Consider the following 25,751-nt stretch of genomic DNA (forward strand, 5'->3'; position numbering starts at 1 on the left):
GGTTGATTGTACCGGCATTCCGCGGCCGGGGTCAGTCAATGCGGATGGTTGCATAGCCCTGGTTTTCGTAGCCCATGATCGAGAGGAACGTGTTGCCGACCAGGTGAATCCCGGGCAGCAGGTCGTCCTGTTCGAGGTCGAAGCGCCGCGTGGCAATGCTGCAGGCCTCCATGTGGATGCCGTCCAGTTCCAGCAGGCCCTCCAGCCGTTCGTGGATATGGCGCACGGCGGAGACGTCCTCGATATCGAGGTGGTCGGTAGAGCGGGCGATCAGCCCCGCCGCGCCGCCCCGGAAGGCAAACACCATCTCCGGCTCCAGGCCCTGGCGCTGCATGTCGTCGTAGGTCTCGCGGATCACGCTCAGGCGGGCGATCAGCCGGTCGGGTTCGCCGATGGTGATGTCCCAGAGGATGCGCCCGGTGTCCATGCCGGCAATGGCACGCTGATCGCCGGGTTTGTCGGCGAGTGCCAGGCCGGGGAGCAGCAGGGCACCAAGCAGGAAAGATGCAAGTAAGCGGTGCATGGCAGTCGTCCCTTTTCGGCGGAGGTCCTGTTACGAGAGTAGCAGTCCCGCGCGCGCTGCGTGCAGCGATGTCGGGTCGACGCCGGGGGAACGGCCGCGCCCGGAGTCGGGCGCGGCCGTCGGCAGCGGCTCAGTGCCCGTGGTGGCCGTTGTGCAGATATTCCACGGCTTCGAGGGTCTGGACCTGGATCTCGCGCACCGGGATGAAGCGCGAGGCGCCCGGGCTGACGACCTCCTCGGTGACGCGGATACGGTAGGGAGCCTCGTGGTTCAGCAGCTGGCCGATGAAGCGCTTGCCCTCGTGGGTGACGCGTACCGGGGTGGTGTCGTCGTAGCGGCTGAAGTTGTAGCTCACGTCCTTGGGGTACTGCAGGTTCTGTTCGGAGAAGCTCATGGTAGGGGCCTGTTTCGATCAGTGGTCTTTGATGGCCTGGAAGGCCTCGAGTGCGGCCTGGCGGCTGGCTTTCAGGTCCACGATGGGGGCCGGATAGCCGCGTGCGCCGCCGGCGCCGGGCGCGTGAATATACCGCGTTTCGACGTCCTTGAGTACGGGGACGAAGCGGCGCACGAAGGCGCCGTCGGGGTCGTGGCGTTCGCCCTGGGTTTGCGGGTTGAACACGCGAAAGTAGGGCGCGGCATCGGCGCCGCAGCCTCCGGCCCACTGCCAGCCCAGGGTGTTGGCGGCGAGGTCGGCATCCACCAGGGTGTCCCAGAACCAGTGCGCGCCATGCTGCCAGTGCAGGCGCAGGTTCTTGGTCAGGAAGGAGCCGACCACCATGCGCAGGCGGTTGTGCATCCAGCCGGTCTCCCACAACTGGTGCATGGCGGCATCGACGATCGGGAGCCCAGTGCGGCCCTGCTGCCAGGCGCGCAGGGCCGCCGCGTCCTCGCGCCAGGGGAAGGCCTCGAAGCGCGGGTTCAGCGGTCGTTCCGGGGTGTGCGGGAAGTGATAGAGCACGTGATGGGCGAAGTCGCGCCAGCCGAGCTCGCGCACGAAGGCCTTGGGTCCTCCGTGGTCCGGGTGCAGGCCGGTCTGGCGCAGGGCGCGCAGGATCTGGCGCGGGGAGATCTCGCCGAAGTGCAGATGCGGTGACAGGCGCGAGGTACCGTCGTGGTCCGGGCGGTCGCGTTCGCTGGCGTAGGCGTGCAGCGCGCCGTCGAGGAATTGCGTCAGCCGCTGGTGGGCCGCGTCCTCCCCGGGCGCCCAGGCGGCGCGCAGGCCCCCGGCCCAGTCGATCTCGGGCAGGAGTCCGAGGTCTTCCGGGTGCAGGCTGGCGGGCCAGGCATCGGGGGGCGGCAGGTCGTTGGGCGCGGGCAGCGGGTCGCGATCAATGCCGCGGTGCAGGCAGGCCTTCCAGAATGGGGTGAAGACCTTGTAGGGCCGGCCCTGGCCGGTCTCGACCTCCCAGGGTTCGACCAGCAGGTGGGCATTGAAGCTGTGGACTTCGAGGTCATCGGCGCGCAGGCCGGCCTTGATCTCCGGGTCGCGCAGGACCCGGGCGGGGTCGTACAGGCGGTTCCAGTAGACGGCGGTGGCGCCGGTCTCGCGTACCAGGGCCCGCAGCGTGTCGAGGGCGGGGCCGGCGCGCAGGATCAGGCGCGAACCGTTCTTGCAAAGGTCCTGGTCCAGGGCCTGCAGGCTGTGGTGCAGCCACCAGCGGGATGCGGCCCCCGGTTGCCAGGGCGCCTCGTCCTCCGGGGCATGGATGAACACCGGGATGACCGGCCCGCCGCGCTCGCTGGCGGCGTGCAGGGCAGGCTGGTCGGTCAGGCGGAGGTCGCGGCGCAGCCAGACGAGGGTGGGGCCGGGGCGCGGCATCAGATACGGTCTCCCTGCGCGAGTGTGTTGCGGATGTGGCGGGCCTGGGCGCGGATGGCCTCGAGGCGTTCGGGGTCCATCTTCTCGAGGTGCTTCCACTGCAGCGCGGTGCGCGGGTGGCGGGCGAAGCGCTCGCGGTGACGGTCGAGGAAGTCCCAGTAGAGCGTGGTGAACGGACAGGCCTTCGCGCCGAGGGCCTCGGCCGGGTCGAACGGGCAGTGCCGGCAGTAGTTGCTCATGCGCTGAATGTAGCGGCCGGTGGCGACGTACGGCTTGGAGGCCATGCGGCCGCCGTCGGCATACTGCGACATGCCGACCACGTTGGGGAGCTCCACCCACTCCACGGCATCGACGTAGATACCCAGATACCAGGCGTGGATCTCGGCCGGGCGCACGCCCAGGAGCTGGGCGAACAGCCCGGTGACCATCAGTCGCTGGATATGGTGCGCGTAGCCGCGTTTCAGGGTCTGGCCCACGGCCTGGTGCAGGCACTGCATGGAGGTGTCGGCATCCCAGTAGAGGGCCGGCAACGGCTGCTCCGCCTCCAGGGCGTTCCATGCGTGCCAGGCCTCGCCAAAGTGGAAGTACAGCCCGCGCACGTATTCGCGCCAGCCTAGGATCTGCCGGATGAACCCCTCGACCGCGGGGAGCGGCGCGTGGCCGTCGCGCCAGGCCTGTTCCGCCGCGTCGATCACCGAGCGCGGATGGATCAGGTGCAGGTTGAGCGCGGCGGACAGGCGGGCGTGATAGAGCCACGGCTGGTCGGTCCACATCGCGTCCTGATAGGTGCCGAACATGGGCAGGCGGTGCTGGATGAAGTCGGCCAGGGCCTGTTGTGCCTGTTCCGGGGTGACCGGCCAGTCGAACGCATCCGTCTGGCCCGCCAGTTCCGGCAGATACCGGGCGACGGCATCCCGGCATTCGCGCGTGATCGTGTCGGGTTCGAAGGCGACGGGGGGCGGCAGCAGGCCCGGCCCGTCCCGGCCGAAATGCCCGCGGTTGTCGGCGTCAAAGTTCCACTGTCCGCCGGCGGGTTCGTCGCCATGCATCAGGATGCCCAGGGCGGCTCGCTGCTGGCGGTAGAAGTACTCCATGCGCAGCTGCCTGCGCCCCTCGGCCCATTGCGCGAAGGCCGCCGGCGTCACCAGGAAGTGTGGATCCTCGCGGACCTCCAGTGGCACGCCCCGGGTGCGGCAGGTGGCCTCAAGCTGACGGCATACACGATGTTCCCCCGGCTGGAGGACGATCACCCGGGTCGGCTGGAGCCGTGCAAGGTCGGTGTCCAGGGCCTCGCCCAGGGTTGGCTCGGGGTGCTCCCCGAGATGGCGATAGTGAACGCTCAGGCCTGCCTTGCGGAGCTGCCGGGCGAAGTGGCGCATCGCCGACAGAAACAGGGTGGTGCGTGCCGCATGCGAGAGGACGTGGCGGGATTCGTGGGCCACCTCGGCCATCCACACGGCATCCCGGTCGGGGTCCAGCTCCTGCAGAACCGGGTGGTCGGGGGCGAGCTGGTCGCCGAGCACAACCAGGAGGGTGCGCACGGACGCGGCGGAGGTGGTCACTGAGCCGGGAGGCGCGCGCGGCGACTACTGGGGCAGGTGCCGGGAGAGTCGTGCGGCGGCCTCCAGCGGCGGCCCGGGCAGGACCTCCACCGTGCGGCCGTGCTTGACCTTTGAAAGCTCCAGCGCGGCCGAGCCGGCGAGGTAGCAGGGCGGCCCGACCTGCTTGAGGATGGCCTCCACCCGGGGCAGTTCGGGGCTGCGCATCAGCTGCGAGGAGCCATGGATGATCAGCGCCGGGGCACGCAGACGGCGCATCAGCGTCTCCAGACCCTCGGGGCTGGTGGCGTCGAACAGGGGCAGGGTCTTCAGGCCGTGGCGGGCGCAGGCAAGCTGCAGCAGCAGTCCGCCGACCTGCTGGTGCCCGCCGCCCAGGACCAGACAGGGGTAGGACGGGTCGTCGCAGGCGCGCGTGGCCGAGCGCAGCTGGTCCGCGAATGCGGCCGTGGCCCAGGCGGCGAACACCGCCAGGCGGACCTCACCCTCGGCATTGTGACGGGATTCCTCGCGCAGGCGGCGGTACACCTCGAGGAAGGCGCTTTCGTGCACGCCATTCCAGCCGTGGCGCATGACCAGCCGGGCGTAGACGCGATCCAGCTCCCCTGCATCCAGATCCGTGACCGAGTCGTACAGTGCCTCGGCGACCGGATCCATGGTGTGGGGTGCGATCCCGGGGCCGGGGCTGTCGCGATGCCGGGGCGTCGTGGTGGTGTCCGGGGCCTCTTCGGTCGCGTCCGAATCCGGGCGGGGAGTGGCGGCTGCGGGTTCGTCGTCCAGAACCCGGTGGACCTGGGAGACCGGGATGCCCTGGTCCAGCAGTTCCATGATTCGCTTGATGCGGGCGATATCGCCGGGGCTGTAGAGCCGGTGGCCCTTGGGCGTGCGCATGGGACGAATGAGCCCGTAGCGACGCTCCCAGGCGCGCAGCGTCACGTCGTTGATGCCCGTTTCCGCACACACGTGGCGGATCGGGTACAGGCCTTCTTCGTCTTGAAGTTCGATGTGCGTTGCGCTCGCCATGGAGAAATTGTACGACATTTATACAGCGCATGTACAAGTGCCGGATCCCGGATGCGATCCGCGGAGACCATTGGGCTGCAGGGATGAACCTTTCCGGTCTTCGCGTCCCAAAGGGTAGCAACCTTTTCTAGATGCTGCTGGAGGGTCACATGTTTGCAACTCCGGAAAATCGCCGGGTCGGTCTGGTCATTTCGCTGCTGGTCGCAGCCCTCGCGATGCCCGGTGCGGCGCAGGCCAACCCCGAGATGGCCGACAGCATCTCGCCCTACCTCCGGCTGCACACGGACGACCCCGTCCAGTGGCGGGCCTGGGATCCGGCCCTGCTGGAACAGGCCAGGGAGGAGCGGCGGCCGCTGCTGATCTCCAGCGGTTACTACTCCTGCTTCTACTGCCACGTCATGCAGGAAGAGAGCTTCCAGGACGAGGGCATTGCCGAGCGGCTGAACGAGAATTTCATCCCGGTGAAGGTCGATCGCGAGGTCGACGGGGCGCTGGACAGCTACCTGCTGGAGTTTCAGCGCGCCACTGCCGGGAGCGCGGGCTGGCCGCTCAACGTGGTGGTTACGCCCCAGGGGCATGCCCTGACCGGCGTGGTCTATGCCCCGCGCGATCAGTTCGCCGAGTTCCTCGACGGCATTACCGAACGCCTGGAGGCGGACTACGACCGGCTGGTCGATCTGGCGCGGCGCGGCAGTGACGAGCTGACCCAGCAACTGCGTGCGGGCGAGGAGCCCTTGTCGGAAAGCCGCGCCGGCCGCCTGCCGCAGGTGTTGTGGAGTCGCCTGGAGCGCGAGTCCGACGACCTGCAGGGCGGGTTCGGCAGCTCCACCAAGTTCCCGCATTCGCCGTATCTGCACGCGATGCTGGAGGCCGAACAGGCGGGCACCGCGCCTCCCTGGGTCGGCGAGTTCCTGGAAATCACGCTCGACGAGATGGCGCACTCCGGTCTGCGTGACGTGCTGGGGGGCGGGTTCTTCCGCTATTCCGAGTCGCCGGACTGGAACGAGCCCCATTTCGAGGTGATGCTGGAGGATCAGGTCCAGCTCGCGCTTTTGTATCTACGGGCCGGTGAGCATTTCGGTCGCGAAGACTGGATCGAGCTGGGGCTGGAGAACCTCGACTTCGTCAAGCGCGACATGGCCCTGCGCGAGGACGAGACCGGCGAGCAGGCGGATACCGCCGAGGGTGGTTTCCGCGGGTTCGCCTCCAGCCTGTCGGCGGTCGACGAGGAAGGGCATGAGGGGGGTGCCTACCTGTGGCCCGAGGCGGATCTGGAGTCCGCGCTGGCGGACCATGACTACCCGGACCTGGTGCGCGCGTGGTTCGGCATGGAGGGCAGTTCCGTGTTCGATCTCGGCTACCTGCCCCGGCGCGGCGCGGGGGTCGAGGCCCTGGTGGAGCGCTTTGACCTGGACGAGGCGGAGGTTCGCGAGCAGGTGAACGCCGGGCGCGAGATGCTGATCCGGGCGCGCGAGGCGCGCGGCCTGCCGCGGGACGAGAAGGTCCTGACCGGGGCGCATGGCCTGCTGCTCTCCGCCCTTGCGGAGGGGGCGCAGCATGACGAGCGCTTCCGCGAGGCGGGTGCGGCGGTGCACGGCTGGCTGCTGGAGGTCGCTTCCGATCCGGACCAATTGCCCACGCTGATGGGGCTGCCCGCGGATCAGGCCGGGACGGCCACGCTGAATGATTACGCCTTTGTCGCGCGCGGCCTGCGGGACTGGAAGGCCGCCACGGGCGAGGGCGAGCAGGGGCCGGCGCTGGCATTGCTGGAGGCGGCCTGGGAACGCTTCCGCGATGACGACGGCTTCCGCTCGGAGCCGGAGCCGCCGCTGCCGGGGATGATCTCGCAGCGCTTCCATCCGGCGGTGCACCGGCCGTCGCCGACGACCCTGATCTTCCGTCTCAGCGCGGAGTGGCGTGATGCCAGCGAGGCGGTGGATGCGGCGTTCGCGGAATACGACCTGCGCCCGGGGCGCGCCATCGAGTCCGACCCGCACCACCACGCCCGCCTGATCCTCTGGCTGCAGCAGCGCGATCGCTGAAGGGCTTGTTGGGTCACCACGAAGCGCACGAAGGCACGAAGCAGGTCAAGGTCAAAGGCGGATAACCACAGAGGACACGGAGTTCACGGAGAAAACCTGGAAGGCTTTCAGGTCGGCGGATGGCTTTGGCTGCCTTTAGCGGCTTCGGCGGACCGCGAGGGTTTTACCCCGATGCGTCGGACATTCTTGACCCGAATTGGGCCTTTCTCCGTGTCCTCTGTGCTCTCTGTGGTGCAACCGCCCTTGACCTTCTTCGTGCCTTCGTGTGCTTCGTGGTGACCCAACAGGCCCTTCAGGTGTCGGAGCGGGCGGAGGCTTCCTTTTCGGCCTTGTGCAGGCGCTGGAGCATTGCCTTGAGGACCTTGGGGTTGCCGGCGACGACGTCGCCGCGGCGCATCACGTCCGGGTTGCCCTGCCAGTCGCTGACCACGCCGCCGGCTTCCTGCACCAGCAGCAGGCCCGCGGCCATGTCCCAGGGCTGGAGGCCCATCTCCCAGAAGCCGTCGAAGCGCCCGCAGGCGACCCAGGCCAGATCCAGCGCGGCCGAGCCCGGGCGGCGCACGCCGGCCGTGCCCGGGATCAGGTGGCGCAGGCTGCTGAGGTAGCGCTCCAGGTCCTGGCCCTCGCGAAACGGGATGCCGGTACCCAGAAGCGCGCCGTTGAGGTCCTTGCGCTCGGAGACCCGGATGCGGCGGCTGTTGAGGAAGGCGCCGGCACCTCGGGTGGCGGTAAAGAGCTCTTCCTTCAGCGGATCGTAGACCACCGCCTGTTCCAGCCGTCCCTTGTGCTTCAGCGCGATGGAGATGCCGTACTGCGGGATCTCACGCAGGTAGTTGGTGGTGCCGTCCAGCGGGTCGATGATCCAGACGAAATCGGCATCGGCACCGCTTTGCTCGCCGCCTTCCTCGGCCATGATCGCGTGATCGGGGTAGGCGCGGCGCAGGGTCTGCACGATCGCCTGTTCCGCCGAGAGGTCGACGTCCGAAACCCAGTCGTTGCGGGCCTTCTCGCGGGTATTCATGCGATCCGGCCGGCCCCAGGCGCGGGTGGTGATGCGTCCGGCCTCGCGGGCCGCCGATACCGCCGTGTTCAGCATGGGGTGCATGGGGGTCTCCTGGTCTTCTGCGGGGTGTCCGGCGGGCGCCTGTGGCGCGCCGCGGGAAGGCCGCGAACAATACACAAGCCGCTCTTTCTTGGGAAGTCGCGGGGTTCCCTGTGTACAATCCCCGGCCTTTGACGAGGGGCTCCACGAATGGAAGAACGCCTGGGGCGGGTGCGGGTCGTGCTGGTGGGCACGACGCACCCCGGCAACATCGGTTCCGCGGCGCGCGCGATGAAGGCCATGGGGGTGACCGATCTGGTGCTGGTGGCGCCGGAGCGATTCCCGCATGCCGACGCGACGGCGCTGGCCTCGGGCGCGGACGATCTGCTGGCGGGTGCGCGCGTGGTCGAGGATCTCGCCGCCGCGATCCGCGACTGTGTCTGGGTGGTGGGGACCAGCGCCCGTCTGCGGACCCACTCGGTACCGGTTCTGGGGCCCGCTGACGCGGCCGGGCAGGCGCTGGGAAACGCCGCCGAGGGGCCGGTGGCCCTGGTCTTTGGCCGCGAACACAGCGGTCTGACCAACGCCGAACTCGATCATTGCAATGCCTTTGTGCAGATACCCACCGTCCCCGATTTCAGCTCCCTGAATCTGGCCGGCAGCGTTCAGGTGATGACCTACGCGCTGCGCATGGCGGCGCTGAATGGCGAAGCACCCGCGTTGTCCGGAGCCGAGCCGACCGGGGTGGAGCGGGACCCGCCCGCGACCCAGGCGGAGATGGAGGGGCTGTTCCGGCATTTCGAGCAGGCCCTGACCACCATCGACGTGCTCGATCCGGACAACCCGCGCCACCTGATGCGGCGCCTGCGCCACCTGTATCTGCGGGCCGGCCTGAGCGCCAGCGAGGTGCGCATGCTGCGCGGTATATTGACGCACACGGAAAGGGGCCGCTGAGGGCGCGTGCGGGGCACGTGATACCTTAGTGCGATACTCAGGAATGAGGCCGGCCGATGTTTGACAGGATGCGCGAGGACATTCGCTGCGTGTTTGACCGCGACCCGGCGGCACGCAACGCCTTCGAGGTGCTGACCGCGTACCCAGGGCTGCATGCCCTGTGGTATCACCGCCTCGCGCACTGGCTGTGGACGCATCGCCTGCGCTGGCTGGGCCGGGTGGTCGGCAACTTCAGCCGCTGGCTCACCGGCATCGAGATCCATCCCGGTGCGACCATTGGCCGGCGCTTCTTCATCGACCACGGCATGGGCGTGGTGATCGGCGAGACCGCCGAGGTGGGCGACGACTGCACGATCTATCACCAGGTCACCCTGGGCGGCACGACCTGGGAGGGGGGCAAGCGCCACCCGACGCTCGGCAACGAGGTGGTCATCGGGGCGGGTGCCAAGCTGTTGGGCCCGATCCACGTTGGCGACCATGCGCGCATCGGCTCCAACGCGGTGGTCCTGAAGGACGTGCCGGCCGATGCGACCGCGGTCGGCATCCCGGCCCGGGTCATCGGGCCACGGCCCGAGCCCGATCCACGATTCCAGCAGATGGCCGACCGCATGGGCTTCGATGCCTACGGCCTGTCGCGCGACATGCCCGACCCGGTGGCCAACGCGATCCACCGTATCGTGCAGCGGGTGCACGACCTGGACGAACGCATGGAGCGGGCCTGCCAGGCGCTCAAGCGCGCCGGGATCGACCCGGGCGAGGCCCTGGGCGAAGACGATTCCGGCCCGCTGGAGGCCTGCGATCTGGAGGGCCTGGAGCCGGACGAATGCGAGGTCCCGGGAGCTGCCACGAGCGAACAAGAACGTAAACAGCAGGGGAATACTTGATCGTTTTTGTCAGGTATTGCTAAGCTTGCCGGCAAATGACCGACAAGTGCACTCAACCATGAAATTGACGACCAAAGGCCGCTACGCCGTGACCGCCATGCTGGATGTGGCGATGCACACCCGCAACGGGCCGGTATCCCTGGCCGAGGTGGCGCGCCGGCAGAAGCTCTCATTGTCCTATCTGGAGCAGCTCTTTTCCAGGCTGCGCCGCAAGGGGCTGGTGAACAGCAGCCGCGGGCCGGGCGGAGGCTATGCCCTGAGCCGGGATCCGGAGGGCATCAGCGTCGCCGATATCGTGGTGGCGGTGGACGAGCCGGTGGACGTGACCCGCTGCGGTGGCAAGGCCAACTGCAATTCCGATTCGCGCTGCCTGACGCACGACCTGTGGACCGATCTGAGCCAGCAGGTCTACGACTTTCTCAGTACCCGCTCGCTGGCGGATGTGCTGCAGCGCCACCGCGAACAAATGGAAAAAGACGGTGTGCAGGAGGTCGTGATGCACGGCGCTTCCCTGCAGGCCTCGACCGACAAAAGCCATGCGGCCGCCGAGGCGGCCGCGGAGAGGAGCTAACGCCCCATGAGTGACCTGAAACTGCCGATCTATCTCGACTATTCCTCCACCACGCCGGTCGACGAGCGCGTGGCGGAAAAGATGGCGGGCTGCCTGACCAAGGACGGCCTGTTCGGGAACCCGGCCTCGCGCAGCCACAGTTTTGGCTGGAACGCGGAGAAGGCGGTCGAGAACGCCCGGGGCCAGGTGGCCCAGCTGGTGGGCGCCGATCCGAAGGAGATCATCTGGACCTCCGGCGCGACCGAGGCCGACAACCTGGCGATCAAGGGCGCGGCGCACTTCTACCAGCGCAAGGGCAAGCACATCATCACGGTGAAGACCGAGCACAAGGCCGTGCTGGACACCACGCGCCAGCTTGAGCGCGAAGGCTTCGAGGTCACCTACCTGGGTGTGAAGGAAAACGGCCTGGTCGACATGCAGGAGCTGGAAGACGCGATCCGTGACGACACCATCGTGGTCTCGGTGATGCACGTGAACAACGAGATCGGAGTCATCCAGGACATCGAGGCGATCGGCAACCTGTGCCGCGAGCGCGGGATCGTGTTCCATGTGGACGCCGCGCAGTCCACCGGCAAGGTCGCGATCGATCTGTCGAAGCTGCCGGTAGACCTGATGAGCTTCTCCGCGCACAAGACCTACGGTCCGAAGGGCATCGGCGCGCTGTTCGTGCGGCGCAAGCCGCGGGTGCGTATCGAGGCCCAGATGCACGGCGGTGGCCACGAGCGCGGCATGCGCTCCGGCACGCTGGCGCCGCACCAGATCGTCGGCATGGGCGAGGCATTCGCGATCGCCGGTGCCGAGATGGGTCCCGAGCTGGAGCGCGTGCGCATGCTGCGCGACCGCCTCTGGGCCGGTCTCGACGGCATGGAAGAGGTCTACCTGAACGGTGACCAGGAACAGCGTGTCGCGCACAACCTGAACGTGTCGTTCAACTTCGTCGAGGGCGAGAGCCTGATCATGGCGCTGCGCGACATCGCGGTGTCCTCCGGCTCGGCCTGCACCTCGGCCAGCCTGGAGCCGTCCTACGTGCTGCGCGCACTGGGCCGCGACGACGAGCTGGCACACAGCTCGATCCGCTTCTCCATCGGTCGCTACACCACCGTGGAGGAGATCGACCATACGGTCGAGATTGTGCGCGCCGCGGTCGCCAAGCTGCGCGAGCTCTCCCCGCTGTGGGAGATGTACCAGGACGGCATCGATCTGAGCACCGTCGAGTGGGCGGCCCACTAGGGGCCCGCTCGACACCACTAACGCAACGCGTACACACGCAACAGGAGAACGGTCATGGCGTACAGTGACAAGGTTCTGGACCACTATGAAAATCCGCGCAACGTCGGCAGCTTCGACAAGAACGACGACACGGTCGGCACCGGCATGGTCGGCGCCCCGGCCTGCGGCGACGTGATGAAGCTGCAGATCAAGGTCAACGACGAGGGCATCATCGAGGACGCCAAGTTCAAGACCTACGGCTGCGGCTCGGCGATCGCCTCCAGCTCGCTGCTCACCGAATGGGTGCGTGGCAAGACCCTGGAAGAGGCGAGCCAGATCAAGAACACCCAGATCGCCGAAGAGCTGGCCCTGCCGCCGGTGAAGATCCACTGCTCCGTGCTGGCCGAGGACGCCATCAAGGCGGCGGTGTCGAACTACCAGGAGCGCCACGGCCAGGCCGCGGAAGCCGAGAAGAAATCTGCCTGAGGGCTCTATGGCGATTACAGTGACCGAACCCGCGGCCGAACGCATCCACAACTTCCTCGAGAAGCGGGGCAAGGGTGTGGGCGTTCGGCTGGGCGTCAGGACGACCGGCTGCTCCGGCATGGCCTACGTGGTGGAGTTCGCCGACGATATCGAGGACACCGATACGGTGTTCGAGGATCGCGGCGTGAAGCTGGTCGTGAACCCGAAGTCCCTTGTGTACCTGGATGGCACCGAGCTGGACTTCGGCAAGGAAGGCCTGAACGAGGGGTTCAAGTTCAACAACCCGAACGAGAAGGCCCGGTGCGGCTGCGGTGAAAGCTTCAGCATCTGACTGAGCCTCGCACGCGGGGTGGTGCATGGCGGTTGCCCGGGGATACGTCCCCGGTGGCTGTCGTACCACCCCTTTTCTTTTGCAAGCCCGTCGCAAGGGACGCAATGAACGACCCATTCGAGCAGTTTGACCTGCCGGTGGCCTTCGAGGTCGACCGGCAACAGCTGGACGAGCGCTTTCGTCGCCTGCAGGCGGAACTGCACCCGGACCGCTTCGTGCGCCAGGGTGACCAGGCGCGCCGCATGGCGGCGGCGGTGGCGGCCGACGTGAACGAGGCCTACGCGATCCTGGGTGACGACTACCGCCGGGCGGTGCACCTGCTGGAACGGACCGGGGTGGCCTTTGACCCCGAACGCGATACCAGTCAGGACATCGAGTTCATCGAGGCGCAGATCGAATGGCGTGAACGCCTGGAGGAGACCGCGGCGAGCGGGGATGCGGCCGGACTGGAAGCGGTCGCGACCGAGCTGGCGCAGGCCCGCGCCGAGGCACGGGCGAAGGTGGCGGATGCCCTGAAGGAGCCGGGGACCCCGGCGCCGGATGCCAAGGACCGGGTGCTGGAGCTGCGCTTCTTCGATCGCCTGCTGGAAGAAACGAAACGAACCCGACAGAACCTGGCGCGCGGCAAGTAGCACCCGCCGCGCCCGTGTGAAGGAGCCGAATACCCGATGGCGTTATTGCAGATCACCGAACCCGGAGCCGAGTCCGCGCCGCACCAGCGCCATCTCGCGGCCGGGATCGACCTCGGCACGACCCACTCGCTGGTCGCGACCGTGCGCAGCGGCGAGGCGGACACGCTGCCCGACGAACAGGGTCGGCATATCCTGCCGTCGGTGGTGCACTATGCCGCGGATGCGGTGAGCGTGGGGCATGCGGCTGCCGAGCACGCCGCGGATGACCCGCACAACACCATCGCCTCGGTCAAAAGGCTCATCGGGCGCGGCGCGGCGGACGTCGCCACGCTGTCCGGCGAGCTGCCGTTCCGGCTGAAGACCGGCGAGTCCAGCGTGCCGCGCATCGAGACCGCCGCGGGCGACAAGACGGCGGTGGAGGTGTCCGCGGAGATCCTGCATACCCTGCGCCAGCGGGCCGAGGAGACCCTGGGCGACGAACTCGAAGGCGTGGTGATCACCGTGCCCGCGTACTTCGACGATGCCCAGCGCCAGGCCACGCGGGACGCCGCACAGCTGGCCGGCCTGAATGTCTTCCGCCTGATCAGCGAGCCGACCGCGGCGGCGGTCGCCTACGGACTGGACCAGGGCGAAGAGAACACCATTGCCGTCTATGACCTGGGCGGCGGTACGTTCGATATCTCTATCCTGCAGCTGCGCCGCGGGGTGTTCGAGGTGCTGGCGACCGGCGGTGATTCCGCCCTAGGCGGCGACGACATCGACCGCGCCATCGCCGACTGGCTGCTGAACCAGGCCGGCATGGCCGGAGAGACCGATCCGCAGCGCCTGCGCCGCGTGCTGCTGGCCGCCCGCCAGGCCAAGGAGGCCCTGACCGATGCCGCGCGTACCCCGGTCGAGGTCGGGCGCGCCGATGGCGCCACCTGGTCCGGCGAGCTGGATCGCGACACCCTGGTGGAGCTGGCGCGGCCGTTGCTGGAGCGCACCATGGCCGCCTGCCGGCAGGTGCTGGAGGATGCCGGGCTGGAGCCCGGCGCCATCGACGAGGTGGTGCTGGTGGGTGGTTCCACCCGCATGCCGGCGGTGCGCGAGGCGGTGGAGGGATTCTTCGGCCGCACCCCGCACGCCGGCATCGACCCGGACCGCGTGGTCGCGATCGGGGCCGCGCAACAGGCGGACATCCTCGCCGGCAACAAGCCGGATACCGAACTGGTGCTGCTGGACGTGATCCCGCTGTCGCTGGGGCTGGAGACGATGGGCGGTCTGGTCGAGTTCATCGTCCCGCGCAACACCACCATCCCGGTCACGCGGGCGCAGGAGTTCACCACCTTCAAGGACGGCCAGACCGCGATGTCGCTGCACGTGGTGCAGGGCGAACGCGATGTGGTCGATGCCAACCGCTCGCTCGCCCGGTTCACATTGTCGGGCATCCCGCCGATGGTCGCGGGCGCGGCGCGCATTCGCGTGACCTTCCAGGTGGACGCCGACGGCCTGCTGAACGTAACGGCACGCGAGCAGACCCAAGGTGTGGAGGCGCATATCGAGGTCAAGCCGAGCTACGGCCTGACCGATTCCGAGATCGAGCAGATGTTGCGCGATTCCGCCTCCTCCGCGCGCGAGGACATGGAGGCGCGGCGCCTGCGCGAGGAACAGGTCGAGGCCGACCGCGTGCTCGAGGCGCTGGACGCCGCGCTGGAGACGGACGGTGACCGCTACCTCGAGGCCGCGGAACGCCAGACCATCGAGCAGGCGCGCGACGCCCTGCGCGCCGAACGCGAGAAGGGGGTCGACCCCGACGCCATCGAGGCGGCGCGCAAGCGCGTGGAGCAGGCTTCCGAGGCCTTTGTCGCGCGGCGCATGAATGACAGCATCCGGCGCGCGCTCGCCGGACACAACGTTAGCGAATACGACGCAGGGAACTGACACCATGCCCCAGGTAATCTTTCTGCCCCACGAGGAAATCTGCCCGGAGGGGGCCTCCATCGAGGCCGAGCCGGGCATCAGCATCTGCGATCTCGCCCTGAAAAACGGGATCGAGATCGAACACGCCTGCGAGAAGTCCTGTGCCTGCACGACCTGCCACGTCTACGTGCGCGAGGGGCTGGACAGTCTGGAGGAGGCCACCGAGGACGAAGAGGACATGCTCGACAAGGCCTGGGGCCTGGAGCCGGACTCGCGGCTGTCCTGCCAGGCGATCGTCGCGGACACGGACCTCGTGGTGGAACTGCCGAAGTACACCATCAATCAGGTCTCCGAGAACCACTGAGCGAGGGAAAGGCGATGAAGTGGACCGATACCCAGGAAATCGCGATGCAGCTGGCCGACGAACACCCGGACGTCGACCCGCGCAACATCAACTTCGTGGACCTGCGCCAGTGGGTGATGAACCTGCCGGACTTCGACGATGACCCCAACCGCTCCGGCGAGCGCATCCTCGAGGCGATCCAGGCCGCCTGGATGGACGAGGCCGACCTCGACGACTGACCGGGCGCTTTGGCGTTCAAGGGCGTTTATTCACCACGAAGCTCACGAAGGCACGAAGAAATTCAAGGGCGAAACCCTTTTCCACCACTGAGAACACAGAGGACACAGAGAAGGGAAGTGCGTTGAAGCACCATCCGCTTTCGGGTTTGGTTGACGCCCCAGCCCAGTACTTTGGTGTTTTTCATCCATTGGCTCCGTGTCCTCCGAGAACTCCGTGGTTCAACCGACCTTGACCTTCTTCGTGCCTTCGTGTGCTTCGTGGTGAAATCGGGGTTTGCGGCGGTGGATTGCCGTGGGCGTGGGAGGTCGCTAGACTACGCGCCGCACGTTGTGTCCGCGTCGTTTTGCGTTGGGAACCCGCCGTACGGCGGGTTCTCGCGTTTACAGACGGGCCCGGCGAATGACATCCATCCAAGTAGCAGGAGAGCCGCCCCATGGCCGTTGAACGCACCCTTTCCATCATCAAGCCCGACGCCGTTGCCAAGAACGCGATCGGCGACATCATCGGCCGCTTCGAGAAGGCCGGCCTGAAGGTCGTTGGCGCGCGCATGATGCACCTGAGCCGCGAACAGGCCGAGGGCTTCTACGACGTGCACAAGGAGCGCCCGTTCTTCAACGATCTGGTTGAGTTCATGATCTCCGGCCCGGTGCTGGTTCAGGTCCTCGAAGGCGAGGACGCCATCGCCAAGAACCGCGACATCATGGGCGCGACCAACCCGAAGGAAGCGGCCCCGGGCACCATCCGCGCCGATTTCGCCGTATCCATCGACGAGAACGCCGTGCACGGCTCCGATGCCCCGGAGACCGCCGAGCGCGAGATCGCCTTCTTCTTCGGTGACGACGGCGTCTGCCCGCGCACCCGCTAAGACGGTCCGCACCGCATGTGCTGCGGGGCCCGGTTGCACCGCGCGCCGGGCCCCGTAGGCAGGCATCCCTTCGGCACAGTACACTAGGGGACTTGAGCCAACCGGTCCCTGATATGGCAAGCGCATCCTCCACCCCCCTGAATCTGCTGGGCTACAGCCACCAACAGCTTGTCGAGCTGCTGGCGCAGTGGGGTGAACCGCGTTTTCGTGCCACCCAGCTCGTCAAGTGGATCCATCAGCGCGGGGTCACCGACTTCGAGCAGATGACCGACGTCTCGCGCAAGCTGCGCGAGCGCCTGGCGCGCGAGACCGAGATCCGCGTCCCCGAGATCGGGCTGGAAAAGGCCTCCGCCGACGGCACCGTCAAGTGGGTGCTGCGGCTCCCCGACGGCAATGCCATCGAGACCGTCTTCATCCCCGAGGGCGGGCGCGGCACGCTGTGCATCTCCTCCCAGGTCGGCTGCGCGCTCGACTGCACCTTCTGTTCCACCGCTCAGCAGGGTTTCAACCGCAACCTCACCAGCGCCGAGATCATCGGCCAGGTGTGGCTGGCCATGCAGCGCCTGCCGGCGCCGGAAGGGCGCAAGCGGGCGGTGAGCAACGTGGTGCTGATGGGGATGGGCGAGCCGCTGGCCAACTTCGACGCGGTCGTGCCGGCCTGCCAGCTCATGACCGACGACAACGCCTACGGCCTGAGCCGGCGGCGCGTGACCCTGTCCACTTCCGGTCTGGTGCCGGCGCTGGATCGTCTGAGCGAACACACGGATGTCGCGCTGGCCGTCAGTCTGCACGCGCCGAATGATGCGCTGCGCGACCGTCTAGTGCCGATCAACCGCAAGTACCCGATCGCCGAGCTGCTGGACAGCTGTCGCCGCTATGTGGAGGCGACCGATGCCCACAGCGGCGTGACCTTCGAATACGTGCTGCTGGCCGGGGTCAACGACCAGCCGGAACATGCCAACGAGCTCGCCGGACTGTTGCGCGGTATTCCCGGCAAGATCAACCTGATCCCGTTCAATCCGTTCCCGGGGGCCCCGTTCGACCGCCCGCGGGAGGCCGATGTGCTGGCCTTTGAACGACGGCTGCAAAAGGCCGGCTACGTCACCACCGTGCGGCGTACCCGCGGGGATGACATCGATGCCGCCTGCGGCCAGCTGGTGGGCCAGGTCGAGGACCGTACCAATCGCGGGATGCGTATGTTCCGCCTGCACGCCGAATTGCCACAGACGGATCGGAGGGCTTCATGACGGGACGCGCGGGTTGGCGCCTCGCCACAGCGTTGACGCTGGCGCTGGTGCTGGGGGGCTGTGCCGCCACGGCCGACCGGCCGGTGTCCGGCGAGCGCGAGGAGGCCGCCGAGGTGCACGCCGAGCTCGGGATCGGGTATCTGCGCGAGGGCGAGTTCGAACAGGCCGAACGCAACCTGCGTCGGGCGCTGGACTATGACCCCGGCGATGCCCTGGCGAATATCGGCATGGCCGCGGTCCTCGAGCGCAAGGGCCAGCTGGATCGCGCCGAGGAACATTACCGCCGGGCCCTGCGCCGTGACGAGGGCAACCCCTTCGCCCAGACCAACCTGGGGGCGTTGTTGTGCAGCCGCGAGGAATTCGACGAGGCGCAGGCCCTGTTCGCGCGCGCCATCGACAATCCGGATTATGACCGCCGCGACATCGCCTACATGAACTCCGGCGTCTGCCACGCCGATGCGGGCGATACCGAGCAGGCGGAGCGCCAGCTCCGTCAGGCGCTGGAGATCAATCCCGGCTATCCCCGCGCGCTGCTGGAGATGGCCCGGCTGACCTACCAGGACGGCCGGCCGATGCAGACCCGCGCCTTCCTGCAGCGGCTGGACAGCCAGGGTATCGAGAGCGCCGAGACCCTTCTGCTGTGCTATCAGGCCGAAACCGCGCTGGGCAACAGCCGCGCGGCCAATGCCTGCGCCGAGCGCCTGAGCCGTCAGCATCCGGACAGCGACGAGATGACCGAGTTGCGGCGTCTGGAGCGTGAAGGATGAGTGATCCGCGCGACAAGGAACCGGACCTGGGGCGGGTCGAGGACGTTGACGATTCGACCACCAACGTCGCCCCCCTGCGTACCGAGGGGAGCGACCCGGACCCCGAGCCGTCGTTCTCGGCCGCGCACGGCCTGACCACGCGCGACCGGCCCGCCGAGGCCGAGGCAGAGACGCCCGGGGGCGAGAACGAGCCCGGTGCGAGTCTGCGCCGAGCCCGCGAGGCCGCGGGGCTCGATACCGCGACCCTGGCCAGTCGGATCCACCTCGGGCGCGGCACACTGGAAGATCTTGAGGCCAATCGCTTTCATCACATGCCGCCGGCCTATGTACGCGGGTACCTGCGCTCCTGTGCCCGCGAGCTGGGGGTGGACGCGGGACCCTGGATCCAGTCGTTCGAACAGCACGGGCTGGTGGATCCCGAGCTGCAGGCGGTTGCGACCCCCTCGGCGCGGGCACGCCGGCGCCGCCGCAGCCGCGGGATCTACTGGCTGGCACTGTTGCTGCTTGTGGCCCTGCTGGGGCTCGGGGTCTATGCCTGGAACGAGCGCACGGACGCGCTCGGCCTGCCGTCCATCAACCTTGGGGACGCCCGGGAAGCTGTACAGGGGCTTGCGGATCCGGCGTTGACGGACGAAGAACCGGCCGGGGTGCCGGATGGTGAAGCCGCGCCCCCGGAAGCGCTCCCGACCGAGGGCGGAGCGGAGGGTAGCGCGGCGGCCGAGGCCGCCGAAGCCGAGCCCATCGAGTCGGGCGAGGGTACCCCTGACACTGGCATTGAGGATGGCCAGACCCTCGCGATCACGCCCGAGTCCCTGACCGAGCGTGTGGCCGTGCCGGAGGAACCGGTCACGCCCGAGGTCGCGTCCGAGATGGCCTCGCTGCCGGAGGCCGAAGCCCCGGCCGAGACGTCGCCGGCCCCGGCGGACACCGCAGGGGGCGCCGAGCTGGTGCTGGAGTTCTCCGAAACCTCCTGGGTGGAGATCCGCGACGCCGCTGACGAGGTCGTCCTGACCGGCGTTCTCAGTTCGGGGGATCGCGAGACGCTGCGCCTGGAATTGCCAGGCCGTGTGATCCTCGGCAACGCCGAGGGGGTCTCGCTGACACTGGATGGCACGCCCGTCGATCTCGAGCCGCATATCCGGAGCGACCGCACCGCGCGCTTCGATCTGGAAGGCTGACGCGGGATCTGCCCGCGCGGCCATCACGTACAAGAAAAGACATCATGAAAGCGATCAAGTCGATCCGCGGGATGCACGACATCCTGCCCGAGTCCATTCACGTCTGGCAGCACCTGGAAGACACGCTGCGCGAGGTCCTGGAGGGCTACGGCTACCATGAAATCCGCATGCCGATCGTCGAGGCGACCGAGCTGTTCAAGCGTTCCATCGGGGATGTCACGGACATCGTCGAGAAGGAGATGTACACCTTCGATGACCGCAACGGCGACAGCCTGAGCCTGCGTCCCGAGGGCACGGCCAGTTGCGTGCGCGCCGGGATCCAGCACGGGCTGCTGCACAATCAGGTGCAGCGGCTGTGGTACCTGGGGCCGATGTTCCGCCACGAGCGGCCGCAGAAGGGGCGGTACCGCCAGTTCCACCAGGTCGGGGTCGAGGTCTTCGGTCTGCCGGGGCCGGATGTGGACGCCGAGATGCTGGCGATGACCGCGCGCCTGTGGCGCATGCTGGGGCTGGCCAACGTGCGCCTGGAGCTGAACACCCTGGGGACGCCGGAAAGCCGCCGCCGGTACCGCGACCATCTGATCGCCTATTTCGAACAGCACCGGGAGGCCCTGGACGAGGAGGCGCAGCGTCGGCTCTACGACAACCCGATGCGCATCCTCGACAGCAAGCACCCGGAAACCCGTGCGATCGTCGTCAACGCCCCCAGCCTGATGGACGACCTCGACGAGGCCTCCCGTGCCCATTTCGATGCCCTGTGCGCGCACCTCGATGCGCTGGGCATCCCCTACGAGCACAATCCGCGACTGGTGCGCGGGCTCGATTACTATACGCACACCGTGTTCGAGTGGATCACCGACGATCTCGGTGCCCAGGGCACGGTCTGCGCCGGGGGCCGGTACGATGGCCTGGTCGAACAGCTGGGCGGGCGCGGGACCCCGGCCATCGGCATGGCCATGGGCCTGGAACGCCTGGTGGCGTTGCTGGAGGCCCGCGAAGAGGCCCCCGCGGCACCCGGGCCGGATGCCTACCTGATCGTCGGGGGCGACGAACTGGTGGGGCCGGCGCTGCAACTGGCCGAGGCGCTGCGTGGCGAGCTGCCCGGCTTGCGCCTGGTCCAGCACTGTGGCGGCGGCAGCTTCAAGTCGCAGATGAAGCGGGCCGATCGCCTCGGCGCCCACTACGCCCTGGTCCTCGGGAGTGACGAGCACGCCGCGGGCACCGTGACGGTGAAGCCGTTAAGATCGCAGGGAGGCGAGCAGGTAGCCGTGGAGCGTACCGCACTGGCCGATCATCTCCGTACAGCGCTGGCGCAGCGGTCGTAACCGCGCCAGCGCGGATCCAGCAAGAACAAGGAACAGCATGAGCGATCTCACCGACGAAGAAAAAGCCGAACGCATCAAACAGTGGTGGGCGGACAACGGCCTTGCGATCGTGGCTGGCCTGGTCCTCGGGGTCGCCGGCCTGTTCGGCTGGAACTGGTGGAGCGATCGGGAAGAAACCCGCGCCCAGGCGGCCTCCGAGATGTATCAGGCCCTGCAGGTGGCCGGCCAGACCGGGCAGACCGATCGCGCCCAGGAACTGGCCGATGCGATCATCGAGCAGGGCCGGGGCACGCCATACCGCGCGCTGGCCTGGGTCTACCGCGCGGATGTCGCCATTGCCCAGGACGATCACGACACGGCGATCAGCGCCCTGCAGGCCGCGCGCGACGCGGCCCCCGATCGGGGCTACCGCGAGGTGCTGACCCTGCGTCTCGCGCGCCAGATGATCCTGGCCGAGCGTCTGGACGACGCCGAGACCACCCTCGCGGATGTGCGCAGTGAGGCCTTCAACGGCCTGAAGCGCGAGCTGCAGGGCGATCTCGCCCGTGCTCGCGGCGATCGCGAGGGCGCCCGGGAACATTACGAGGCGGCCCTGGACGCGGGCCACAGCCCCGAATATCTGCGCCTGAAATACGAAGAGCTTTCCGTTTGAATGAGGGGGGCGGAGTCTGTCGGACTTGGAACGGATCGGCTGCGCGCGTGGGAGAACGGCCCCTTTTTCCGCTCTCTCTCGTTACATAGTGCCCACTATGCGCCTCGAGAGACCGAAAAAATGGACTCGCTCTCCCGCCACGCTCGCGACGATCGCCCGAATCCGACAGACTCCTGGGCCGCCCGTCGTTCGCGCGCACCCGCGACACGAACGCGAGTGCGTACATAAACCTTTGTTTCCTTAGAGGATCTGTCGCCCGATGTCAGTGCCTTACCTTGCAAGTCCGGCCATGAGTCTGCTGATTGCCGGCGCCCTGATCCTGTCCCTCAGCGCCTGCGGGCTGTGGCAGCGTGATACCACCGAGCCCCCGGCCGAACTGCCGGAGTTCGAGGCGGAGGGACAGCCGGAACGGCTGTGGTCGCGCTCGGTGGGCAGCGGCGGCGAGCGTTTCCTGTGGCAGGTCTACCCGGGGATCACCGACGACCTTGTGGTGATGACCGACGCCAGTGGACGTGTCTCCGGGCTGAATCCGGAGAGTGGCAGCCAGCGCTGGCAGGTGCGCCTGGACGACGCCCGAGTCTCGGCCGGTGTCGGGGTTGGCGCAGACCTCGCGGTGGTCGGGACCCTGGACGGCTATGCGATCGGCGTGGACCTGGAAGGGGGCGGGGAACGCTGGCGCGCCGCGCTGTCCAGCGAGGTGCTGGCCGTCTCGGACGTCGCTGGCGGGCTGGTGGTCGTGCGCACCAATGACGGACGTCTGCATGCGCTGGACGCCGCCTCGGGCGCGACCCAGTGGACCGCCCTGCGGACCACGCCCTCGCTGAGCCTGCGCGGCGCCCAGCGCCCGCAGATCACCTCCGGGCGTGTGCTGGCCGGTTTCGACAACGGGCGCCTGCTGATGCTGGGGCTTAATCGCGGCAATGTCCTGTGGGAGACCACGCTGGGCATCCCCAGTGGTCGCACCGAGGTCGAGCGCATGGTAGACGTGGACGGCCATATCCCGCTGTATCGCGGTGCGGCCATTGCCGCGAGCTATCAGGGCCGGCTGGCCGCGCTGGATCTGAATTCCGGCGAGCTCTTCTGGACCCGCGATTTCTCGTCCTACCAGGGCGCGGACGTGGACACCGACTCCGACGTGCTGGTGGTGACCGATGCCGAGAGCCACGTGTGGGGCCTTCAGCCGCGCAGTGGCGGCGACCTGTGGCAGATGGACGGGCTGCGCCTGCGCGGGGTAACGGCGCCGGTCGTGGTGGGACCGCATGCGATCGTCGGCGATTACGAGGGCTACCTGCACTGGATCGATCTCGAGGATGGGCGCATCGTCGCGCGGCTGCGCGCGAGCTCGGGTTCCGTGGTGACTCGCCCGACGCTGGTCAACGGGACGCTGTACGTGGTGACCGACAACGGGCAACTGACCGCGGTGAACCCCGCGATCCGGGGCGCCGAGTGAGCCCGCTTAGGCCAGCCGGCTCTGGGTACCGCGGGGGTCGGGAACACCGATGATCCCGGTGATCGCGCTGGTCGGGCGGCCGAATGTCGGCAAGTCCACCCTGTTCAATCAGCTCACGCGCTCGCGTGATGCCCTGGTGGCCGATGTCGCGGGGCTCACGCGGGATCGCCAGTACGGCATCGGCAAGGTGGGCGACTTCCCCTACCTGGTGGTGGACACCGGCGGCCTGTCGGGCGAGGGCGCGGAGATGGATCGTGCGATGGCCGAGCAGACCCGGCGCGCGGTGGCCGAGGCCGATCACGTGCTGTTCCTGGTGGACGCCCGCGATGGTCTGACGCCGCAGGACCAGGCGATCGCCGATCAGCTGCGCGAGGCGGGCGTGAAGGCCCGCGTGGTGGTGAACAAGACCGACGGCCTGGATGCCGACTCGGTCAGTGCCGAATTCTACGCGCTGGGCCTGGGCTCGATCACGGCCATCGCGGCCGCCCACGGGCGGGGCGTGCAGGGCCTGATGCAGGGCGTGCGCAAGGACGTGGCGGCGGCGCGCCGCGCGGCGCTGGAGGCCGGCGGCGTTGAGGCCAGTGAAGCGGCGTCCAGCGACGGGCTCGACGAGGCCTCACAGCAGGCGGCCCTGGATGACTGGCCGGGCATCCGCGTGGCGATTGTCGGCCGCCCCAACGTCGGCAAGTCGACCCTGGTCAATCGCATCCTCGGGGACGAGCGCGTGGTGGCCACCGATGTCGCCGGGACCACCCGCGACAGCATCTTTGTCCCGTTCGAACGTGACGGCACCGACTACACCCTGATCGATACCGCCGGAGTGCGGCGCCGGGCGCGGGTGCACGAAGTGATCGAGAAATTCAGCGTGATCAAGACGCTGCAGGCGATCGAGGCCGCCCACGTGGTGATCCTGGTGGTCGATGCCCAGTCCGGGCTGTCGGATCAGGATTCGCACCTGCTGGGCATGGTGATCGAGGCCGGGCGCGCGCTGGTGCTGGCGGTCAACAAGTGGGACGGCATGGAGGACCATGCGCGCGAGCGCATCCGGGACGAGCTGGACCGCCGCCTGGGGTTTGTCGACTTCGCCCGCATGCGCCTGATCTCGGCGTTGCACGGCACCAATGTCGGGCACCTGCTGGATGATGTGCGCGAGGCGCATGCCAGCGCCTTTCGCAAGGTCTCCACGCCGGAGCTCACGCGCCTGCTGGAGGCCGCGGTGGCGGAGCATGCGCCGCCCATGGTCGGCGGCCGCCGCATCAAGCTGCGCTACGCCCACCAGGGCGGGCAGAATCCGCCGGTGATCGTGGTCCACGGCAACCAGACCGATTCCCTGCCGGGCAGCTACAAGCGCTACCTGGAAAACTTCTTCCGCAAGCACCTCAAGCTGGTCGGGACGCCCCTGCGCCTGGAGTTCCGTTCCGGCCGCAATCCGTATGCCGGCCGGCGCAACAAGCTGACTCCGCGGCAACAGCAAAAGCGCAAGCGCCTGATGCGGCACGTGCGCCGCTGAGTCGAGGATGACCTCGGCGCCTCTCGCCAGCCCGGCCCATGACCCGGACCTGTCGGCATTCGCCAGGGTGGTCGAGCCGTTCCGCGTGATGGACATCCTCGCCCGGGCCCAGGAGGCCGAGCGCAACGGGCGCGATATCATCCATCTGGAGGTCGGGGAGCCGGATTTCCCGACGCCGCCGCCGGTGATTGCCGCCGGTCGTGCGGCGCTGGCCGCCGGGGATACGCGCTACACCCCCGCCCACGGGACCCGCGCGCTGCGCGAGGCACTGGCCGCCGACTACCGTCGGCGCCACGGTGCCGATGTGGATCCCGAGCGGATCGTGATCACGGCGGGCGCATCGGCGGCGATCCTGCTGGCCCTGGCGGCCGGGGTGAATCCGGGCGAGGAGGTCCTGCTTCCGGACCCGGGCTACGCCTGCAACCGGCAGTTCGTCGCCGCGCGTGGCGCGCTGCCCGTGGGCCTGCCAGTGCACGCCGAGGATGCCTTCCAGCCGACGCCCGAGGCCATCGCCGGGGCATGGGGCGGGAATACCCGGGCGGTGCTGCTGGGCTCCCCGGCGAACCCGACCGGGACCTGCCTGTCGCGCGAACGCCTGACCGCGATCGTCGAGGTCGTGCGCGAACGCGGCGGGCTGGTGATCATGGACGAGATCTACGCCCAGATCGTCTTTGACCACGCCGAGCCCAGTGCCGCGGCCGGTTTCCCGGACGTGGTGGTGATCAACTCCTTCTCCAAGTACTTCGCGATGACCGGCTGGCGCCTGGGCTGGATGGTGGTGCCGGAGACCTGGGTGGACCCGGTGCGTCGCCTGGCGCAGAACCTGTTCGTGGCCCCGGCCACGATGGCCCAGACGGCGGCCCTGGAGGCGTTCACGCCGGAGACCGAGGCCTTGCTGCAGACGCAGGTGCGCGAACTGCAGCGACGCCGCGACGTTCTCCTGGAGGCGCTGCCGGGCCTCGGGCTCAAGGTCCAGGCGCGTCCGCAGGGGGCGTTCTACATCTACGCCGACTGTACCGCCCACGGCCCGGACTCCGAGGCGCTTTGCGCACGCATTCTCGACCGGGCCGGCGTGGCCCTGACGCCGGGTACGGATTTTAGCCCGACCCGCGGGCGGGACTATCTGCGGATCGCCTATACCCAGTCCGAGACCCGACTGCGCGAGGCCGTGGTGCGTTTGGAGACCCTGTTGGGTTAGTTACC

At 68.3% G+C, this 25,751-nt stretch carries 26 protein-coding genes; 20 read left to right on the top strand and 6 right to left on the bottom strand.

Going from position 1 to position 25,751, the window contains the following annotated elements; translation table 11 throughout:
* Positions 1-31: 31 nt before the first annotated feature.
* The 5 genes from D106_RS0100885 to D106_RS0100905 all read right to left on the bottom strand — a co-directional run bounded on the left by D106_RS0100885 (position 32) and on the right by D106_RS0100905 (position 4,939).
* Positions 32-523, bottom strand: coding sequence for a hypothetical protein (locus tag D106_RS0100885; protein WP_018866837.1), 492 nt, complete (start codon positions 521-523; stop codon positions 32-34).
* 130 nt (positions 524-653) lie between these two features.
* Positions 654-917, bottom strand: coding sequence for a hypothetical protein (locus D106_RS0100890; protein ID WP_018866836.1), 264 nt, complete (start codon positions 915-917; stop codon positions 654-656).
* A gap of 18 nt (positions 918-935) precedes the next feature.
* The gene (locus D106_RS0100895) at positions 936-2,342 is read right to left on the bottom strand and encodes a deoxyribodipyrimidine photo-lyase (protein WP_018878904.1); all 1,407 of its coding nucleotides are present in this window, start codon (positions 2,340-2,342) and stop codon (positions 936-938) included.
* Positions 2,342-3,904 (bottom strand): cryptochrome/photolyase family protein, encoded by a 1,563-nt coding sequence (locus tag D106_RS0100900; RefSeq protein ID WP_018878905.1) that lies wholly within the window; start codon positions 3,902-3,904, stop codon positions 2,342-2,344. Before D106_RS0100900 ends, D106_RS0100895 begins: the two co-directional genes overlap by 1 nt.
* A 24-nt stretch (positions 3,905-3,928) precedes the next feature.
* Complete coding sequence (locus D106_RS0100905) at positions 3,929-4,939, bottom strand: MerR family transcriptional regulator (RefSeq protein ID WP_018878906.1); 1,011 nt, start codon at positions 4,937-4,939, stop codon at positions 3,929-3,931.
* 113 nt (positions 4,940-5,052) lie between these two features.
* On the opposite strand from D106_RS0100905, the gene D106_RS0100910 reads away from it, so the two are divergent.
* Entirely contained in the window at positions 5,053-6,963 is a 1,911-nt protein-coding gene (locus tag D106_RS0100910) for a thioredoxin domain-containing protein (protein WP_026280526.1), read from the top strand.
* Positions 6,964-7,255: 292 nt separating this feature from the next.
* Here D106_RS0100910 and D106_RS0100915 read toward each other — a convergent pair whose 3' ends face one another.
* Positions 7,256-8,068 (bottom strand): inositol monophosphatase family protein, encoded by an 813-nt coding sequence (locus D106_RS0100915; protein WP_018875729.1) that lies wholly within the window; start codon positions 8,066-8,068, stop codon positions 7,256-7,258.
* Between the two features lie 147 nt (positions 8,069-8,215).
* On the opposite strand from D106_RS0100915, the gene D106_RS0100920 reads away from it, so the two are divergent.
* The 19 genes from D106_RS0100920 (at position 8,216) to D106_RS0101010 (ending at position 25,746) form a co-directional block, all read left to right on the top strand.
* Positions 8,216-8,959 (top strand): RNA methyltransferase, encoded by a 744-nt coding sequence (locus D106_RS0100920; protein WP_018878908.1) that lies wholly within the window; start codon positions 8,216-8,218, stop codon positions 8,957-8,959.
* 56 nt (positions 8,960-9,015) lie between these two features.
* Complete coding sequence (gene cysE / locus D106_RS0100925) at positions 9,016-9,843, top strand: serine O-acetyltransferase (protein ID WP_196799349.1); 828 nt, start codon at positions 9,016-9,018, stop codon at positions 9,841-9,843.
* A 58-nt stretch (positions 9,844-9,901) separates the two neighbouring features.
* Positions 9,902-10,414, top strand: a complete 513-nt coding sequence (locus D106_RS0100930) for an Rrf2 family transcriptional regulator (RefSeq protein ID WP_018866828.1) — start codon at positions 9,902-9,904, stop codon at positions 10,412-10,414.
* A gap of 6 nt (positions 10,415-10,420) precedes the next feature.
* Positions 10,421-11,644, top strand: a complete 1,224-nt coding sequence (locus tag D106_RS0100935) for an IscS subfamily cysteine desulfurase (RefSeq protein WP_018878909.1) — start codon at positions 10,421-10,423, stop codon at positions 11,642-11,644.
* A 54-nt stretch (positions 11,645-11,698) separates the two neighbouring features.
* A complete protein-coding gene (gene iscU, locus D106_RS0100940; protein WP_018866826.1) occupies positions 11,699-12,109 on the top strand; it encodes a Fe-S cluster assembly scaffold IscU in 411 nt (136 codons plus the stop codon).
* 7 nt (positions 12,110-12,116) lie between these two features.
* Positions 12,117-12,440, top strand: a complete 324-nt coding sequence (gene iscA, locus D106_RS0100945; protein ID WP_018875726.1) for an iron-sulfur cluster assembly protein IscA — start codon at positions 12,117-12,119, stop codon at positions 12,438-12,440.
* 104 nt (positions 12,441-12,544) lie between these two features.
* Positions 12,545-13,072, top strand: a complete 528-nt coding sequence (hscB, locus tag D106_RS0100950; protein WP_018878363.1) for a Fe-S protein assembly co-chaperone HscB — start codon at positions 12,545-12,547, stop codon at positions 13,070-13,072.
* Positions 13,073-13,108: 36 nt separating this feature from the next.
* Positions 13,109-14,992, top strand: coding sequence for a Fe-S protein assembly chaperone HscA (gene hscA, locus D106_RS0100955; RefSeq protein WP_018878910.1), 1,884 nt, complete (start codon positions 13,109-13,111; stop codon positions 14,990-14,992).
* A gap of 4 nt (positions 14,993-14,996) precedes the next feature.
* Positions 14,997-15,335, top strand: a complete 339-nt coding sequence (fdx, locus tag D106_RS0100960; protein ID WP_018866823.1) for an ISC system 2Fe-2S type ferredoxin — start codon at positions 14,997-14,999, stop codon at positions 15,333-15,335.
* A gap of 14 nt (positions 15,336-15,349) precedes the next feature.
* The gene (gene iscX / locus D106_RS0100965; protein ID WP_018878911.1) at positions 15,350-15,553 is read left to right on the top strand and encodes a Fe-S cluster assembly protein IscX; all 204 of its coding nucleotides are present in this window, start codon (positions 15,350-15,352) and stop codon (positions 15,551-15,553) included.
* A 434-nt stretch (positions 15,554-15,987) separates the two neighbouring features.
* Positions 15,988-16,419, top strand: coding sequence for a nucleoside-diphosphate kinase (gene ndk, locus D106_RS0100970; protein WP_017942415.1), 432 nt, complete (start codon positions 15,988-15,990; stop codon positions 16,417-16,419).
* 113 nt (positions 16,420-16,532) lie between these two features.
* Positions 16,533-17,666, top strand: coding sequence for a bifunctional tRNA (adenosine(37)-C2)-methyltransferase TrmG/ribosomal RNA large subunit methyltransferase RlmN (locus D106_RS0100975; RefSeq protein WP_018866821.1), 1,134 nt, complete (start codon positions 16,533-16,535; stop codon positions 17,664-17,666).
* Positions 17,663-18,433 carry a type IV pilus biogenesis/stability protein PilW gene (gene pilW, locus D106_RS0100980; protein ID WP_026280527.1) on the top strand — a complete coding sequence of 257 codons (771 nt, stop codon included), beginning with the start codon at positions 17,663-17,665 and terminating at the stop codon, positions 18,431-18,433. Before D106_RS0100975 ends, pilW begins: the two co-directional genes overlap by 4 nt.
* Positions 18,430-19,611, top strand: coding sequence for a helix-turn-helix domain-containing protein (locus D106_RS0100985; RefSeq protein WP_018878913.1), 1,182 nt, complete (start codon positions 18,430-18,432; stop codon positions 19,609-19,611). Before pilW ends, D106_RS0100985 begins: the two co-directional genes overlap by 4 nt.
* A gap of 44 nt (positions 19,612-19,655) precedes the next feature.
* Positions 19,656-20,936, top strand: coding sequence for a histidine--tRNA ligase (hisS, locus tag D106_RS0100990; protein WP_018878360.1), 1,281 nt, complete (start codon positions 19,656-19,658; stop codon positions 20,934-20,936).
* A 37-nt stretch (positions 20,937-20,973) separates the two neighbouring features.
* Complete coding sequence (locus tag D106_RS0100995; protein WP_018866817.1) at positions 20,974-21,588, top strand: tetratricopeptide repeat protein; 615 nt, start codon at positions 20,974-20,976, stop codon at positions 21,586-21,588.
* A gap of 289 nt (positions 21,589-21,877) precedes the next feature.
* Complete coding sequence (gene bamB / locus D106_RS0101000; protein ID WP_018878914.1) at positions 21,878-23,038, top strand: outer membrane protein assembly factor BamB; 1,161 nt, start codon at positions 21,878-21,880, stop codon at positions 23,036-23,038.
* A gap of 49 nt (positions 23,039-23,087) precedes the next feature.
* Positions 23,088-24,548 (top strand): ribosome biogenesis GTPase Der, encoded by a 1,461-nt coding sequence (gene der / locus D106_RS0101005; protein WP_018878915.1) that lies wholly within the window; start codon positions 23,088-23,090, stop codon positions 24,546-24,548.
* A 7-nt stretch (positions 24,549-24,555) separates the two neighbouring features.
* On the top strand, positions 24,556-25,746 hold the full coding sequence (locus tag D106_RS0101010; RefSeq protein ID WP_018878916.1) for an aminotransferase class I/II-fold pyridoxal phosphate-dependent enzyme: 1,191 nt from the start codon (positions 24,556-24,558) through the stop codon (positions 25,744-25,746).
* Positions 25,747-25,751 lie beyond the last annotated feature (5 nt).

This window comes from Thioalkalivibrio sp. ALE9, from assembly GCF_000377445.1.
Classification (GTDB): domain Bacteria; phylum Pseudomonadota; class Gammaproteobacteria; order Ectothiorhodospirales; family Ectothiorhodospiraceae; genus Thioalkalivibrio.

What these genes read in the sequence shown, in the direction of transcription:
- D106_RS0100885 (WP_018866837.1), bottom strand. Translation starts at nt 523, where the DNA reads ATGCACCGCTTACTTGCATCTTTCCTGCTTGGTGCCCTGCTGCTCCCC.
- D106_RS0100890 (WP_018866836.1), bottom strand. Translation starts at nt 917, where the DNA reads ATGAGCTTCTCCGAACAGAACCTGCAGTACCCCAAGGACGTGAGCTAC.
- D106_RS0100895 (WP_018878904.1), bottom strand. Translation starts at nt 2,342, where the DNA reads ATGCCGCGCCCCGGCCCCACCCTCGTCTGGCTGCGCCGCGACCTCCGC.
- D106_RS0100905 (WP_018878906.1), bottom strand. Translation starts at nt 4,939, where the DNA reads ATGTCGTACAATTTCTCCATGGCGAGCGCAACGCACATCGAACTTCAA.
- D106_RS0100910 (WP_026280526.1), top strand. Translation starts at nt 5,053, where the DNA reads ATGCTGCTGGAGGGTCACATGTTTGCAACTCCGGAAAATCGCCGGGTC.
- D106_RS0100915 (WP_018875729.1), bottom strand. Translation starts at nt 8,068, where the DNA reads ATGCACCCCATGCTGAACACGGCGGTATCGGCGGCCCGCGAGGCCGGA.
- D106_RS0100920 (WP_018878908.1), top strand. Translation starts at nt 8,216, where the DNA reads ATGGAAGAACGCCTGGGGCGGGTGCGGGTCGTGCTGGTGGGCACGACG.
- cysE (WP_196799349.1), top strand. Translation starts at nt 9,016, where the DNA reads ATGTTTGACAGGATGCGCGAGGACATTCGCTGCGTGTTTGACCGCGAC.
- D106_RS0100930 (WP_018866828.1), top strand. Translation starts at nt 9,902, where the DNA reads ATGAAATTGACGACCAAAGGCCGCTACGCCGTGACCGCCATGCTGGAT.
- D106_RS0100935 (WP_018878909.1), top strand. Translation starts at nt 10,421, where the DNA reads ATGAGTGACCTGAAACTGCCGATCTATCTCGACTATTCCTCCACCACG.
- iscU (WP_018866826.1), top strand. Translation starts at nt 11,699, where the DNA reads ATGGCGTACAGTGACAAGGTTCTGGACCACTATGAAAATCCGCGCAAC.
- iscA (WP_018875726.1), top strand. Translation starts at nt 12,117, where the DNA reads ATGGCGATTACAGTGACCGAACCCGCGGCCGAACGCATCCACAACTTC.
- hscB (WP_018878363.1), top strand. Translation starts at nt 12,545, where the DNA reads ATGAACGACCCATTCGAGCAGTTTGACCTGCCGGTGGCCTTCGAGGTC.
- hscA (WP_018878910.1), top strand. Translation starts at nt 13,109, where the DNA reads ATGGCGTTATTGCAGATCACCGAACCCGGAGCCGAGTCCGCGCCGCAC.
- fdx (WP_018866823.1), top strand. Translation starts at nt 14,997, where the DNA reads ATGCCCCAGGTAATCTTTCTGCCCCACGAGGAAATCTGCCCGGAGGGG.
- iscX (WP_018878911.1), top strand. Translation starts at nt 15,350, where the DNA reads ATGAAGTGGACCGATACCCAGGAAATCGCGATGCAGCTGGCCGACGAA.
- ndk (WP_017942415.1), top strand. Translation starts at nt 15,988, where the DNA reads ATGGCCGTTGAACGCACCCTTTCCATCATCAAGCCCGACGCCGTTGCC.
- D106_RS0100975 (WP_018866821.1), top strand. Translation starts at nt 16,533, where the DNA reads ATGGCAAGCGCATCCTCCACCCCCCTGAATCTGCTGGGCTACAGCCAC.
- pilW (WP_026280527.1), top strand. Translation starts at nt 17,663, where the DNA reads ATGACGGGACGCGCGGGTTGGCGCCTCGCCACAGCGTTGACGCTGGCG.
- D106_RS0100985 (WP_018878913.1), top strand. Translation starts at nt 18,430, where the DNA reads ATGAGTGATCCGCGCGACAAGGAACCGGACCTGGGGCGGGTCGAGGAC.
- hisS (WP_018878360.1), top strand. Translation starts at nt 19,656, where the DNA reads ATGAAAGCGATCAAGTCGATCCGCGGGATGCACGACATCCTGCCCGAG.
- D106_RS0100995 (WP_018866817.1), top strand. Translation starts at nt 20,974, where the DNA reads ATGAGCGATCTCACCGACGAAGAAAAAGCCGAACGCATCAAACAGTGG.
- bamB (WP_018878914.1), top strand. Translation starts at nt 21,878, where the DNA reads ATGAGTCTGCTGATTGCCGGCGCCCTGATCCTGTCCCTCAGCGCCTGC.
- der (WP_018878915.1), top strand. Translation starts at nt 23,088, where the DNA reads ATGATCCCGGTGATCGCGCTGGTCGGGCGGCCGAATGTCGGCAAGTCC.
- D106_RS0101010 (WP_018878916.1), top strand. Translation starts at nt 24,556, where the DNA reads ATGACCTCGGCGCCTCTCGCCAGCCCGGCCCATGACCCGGACCTGTCG.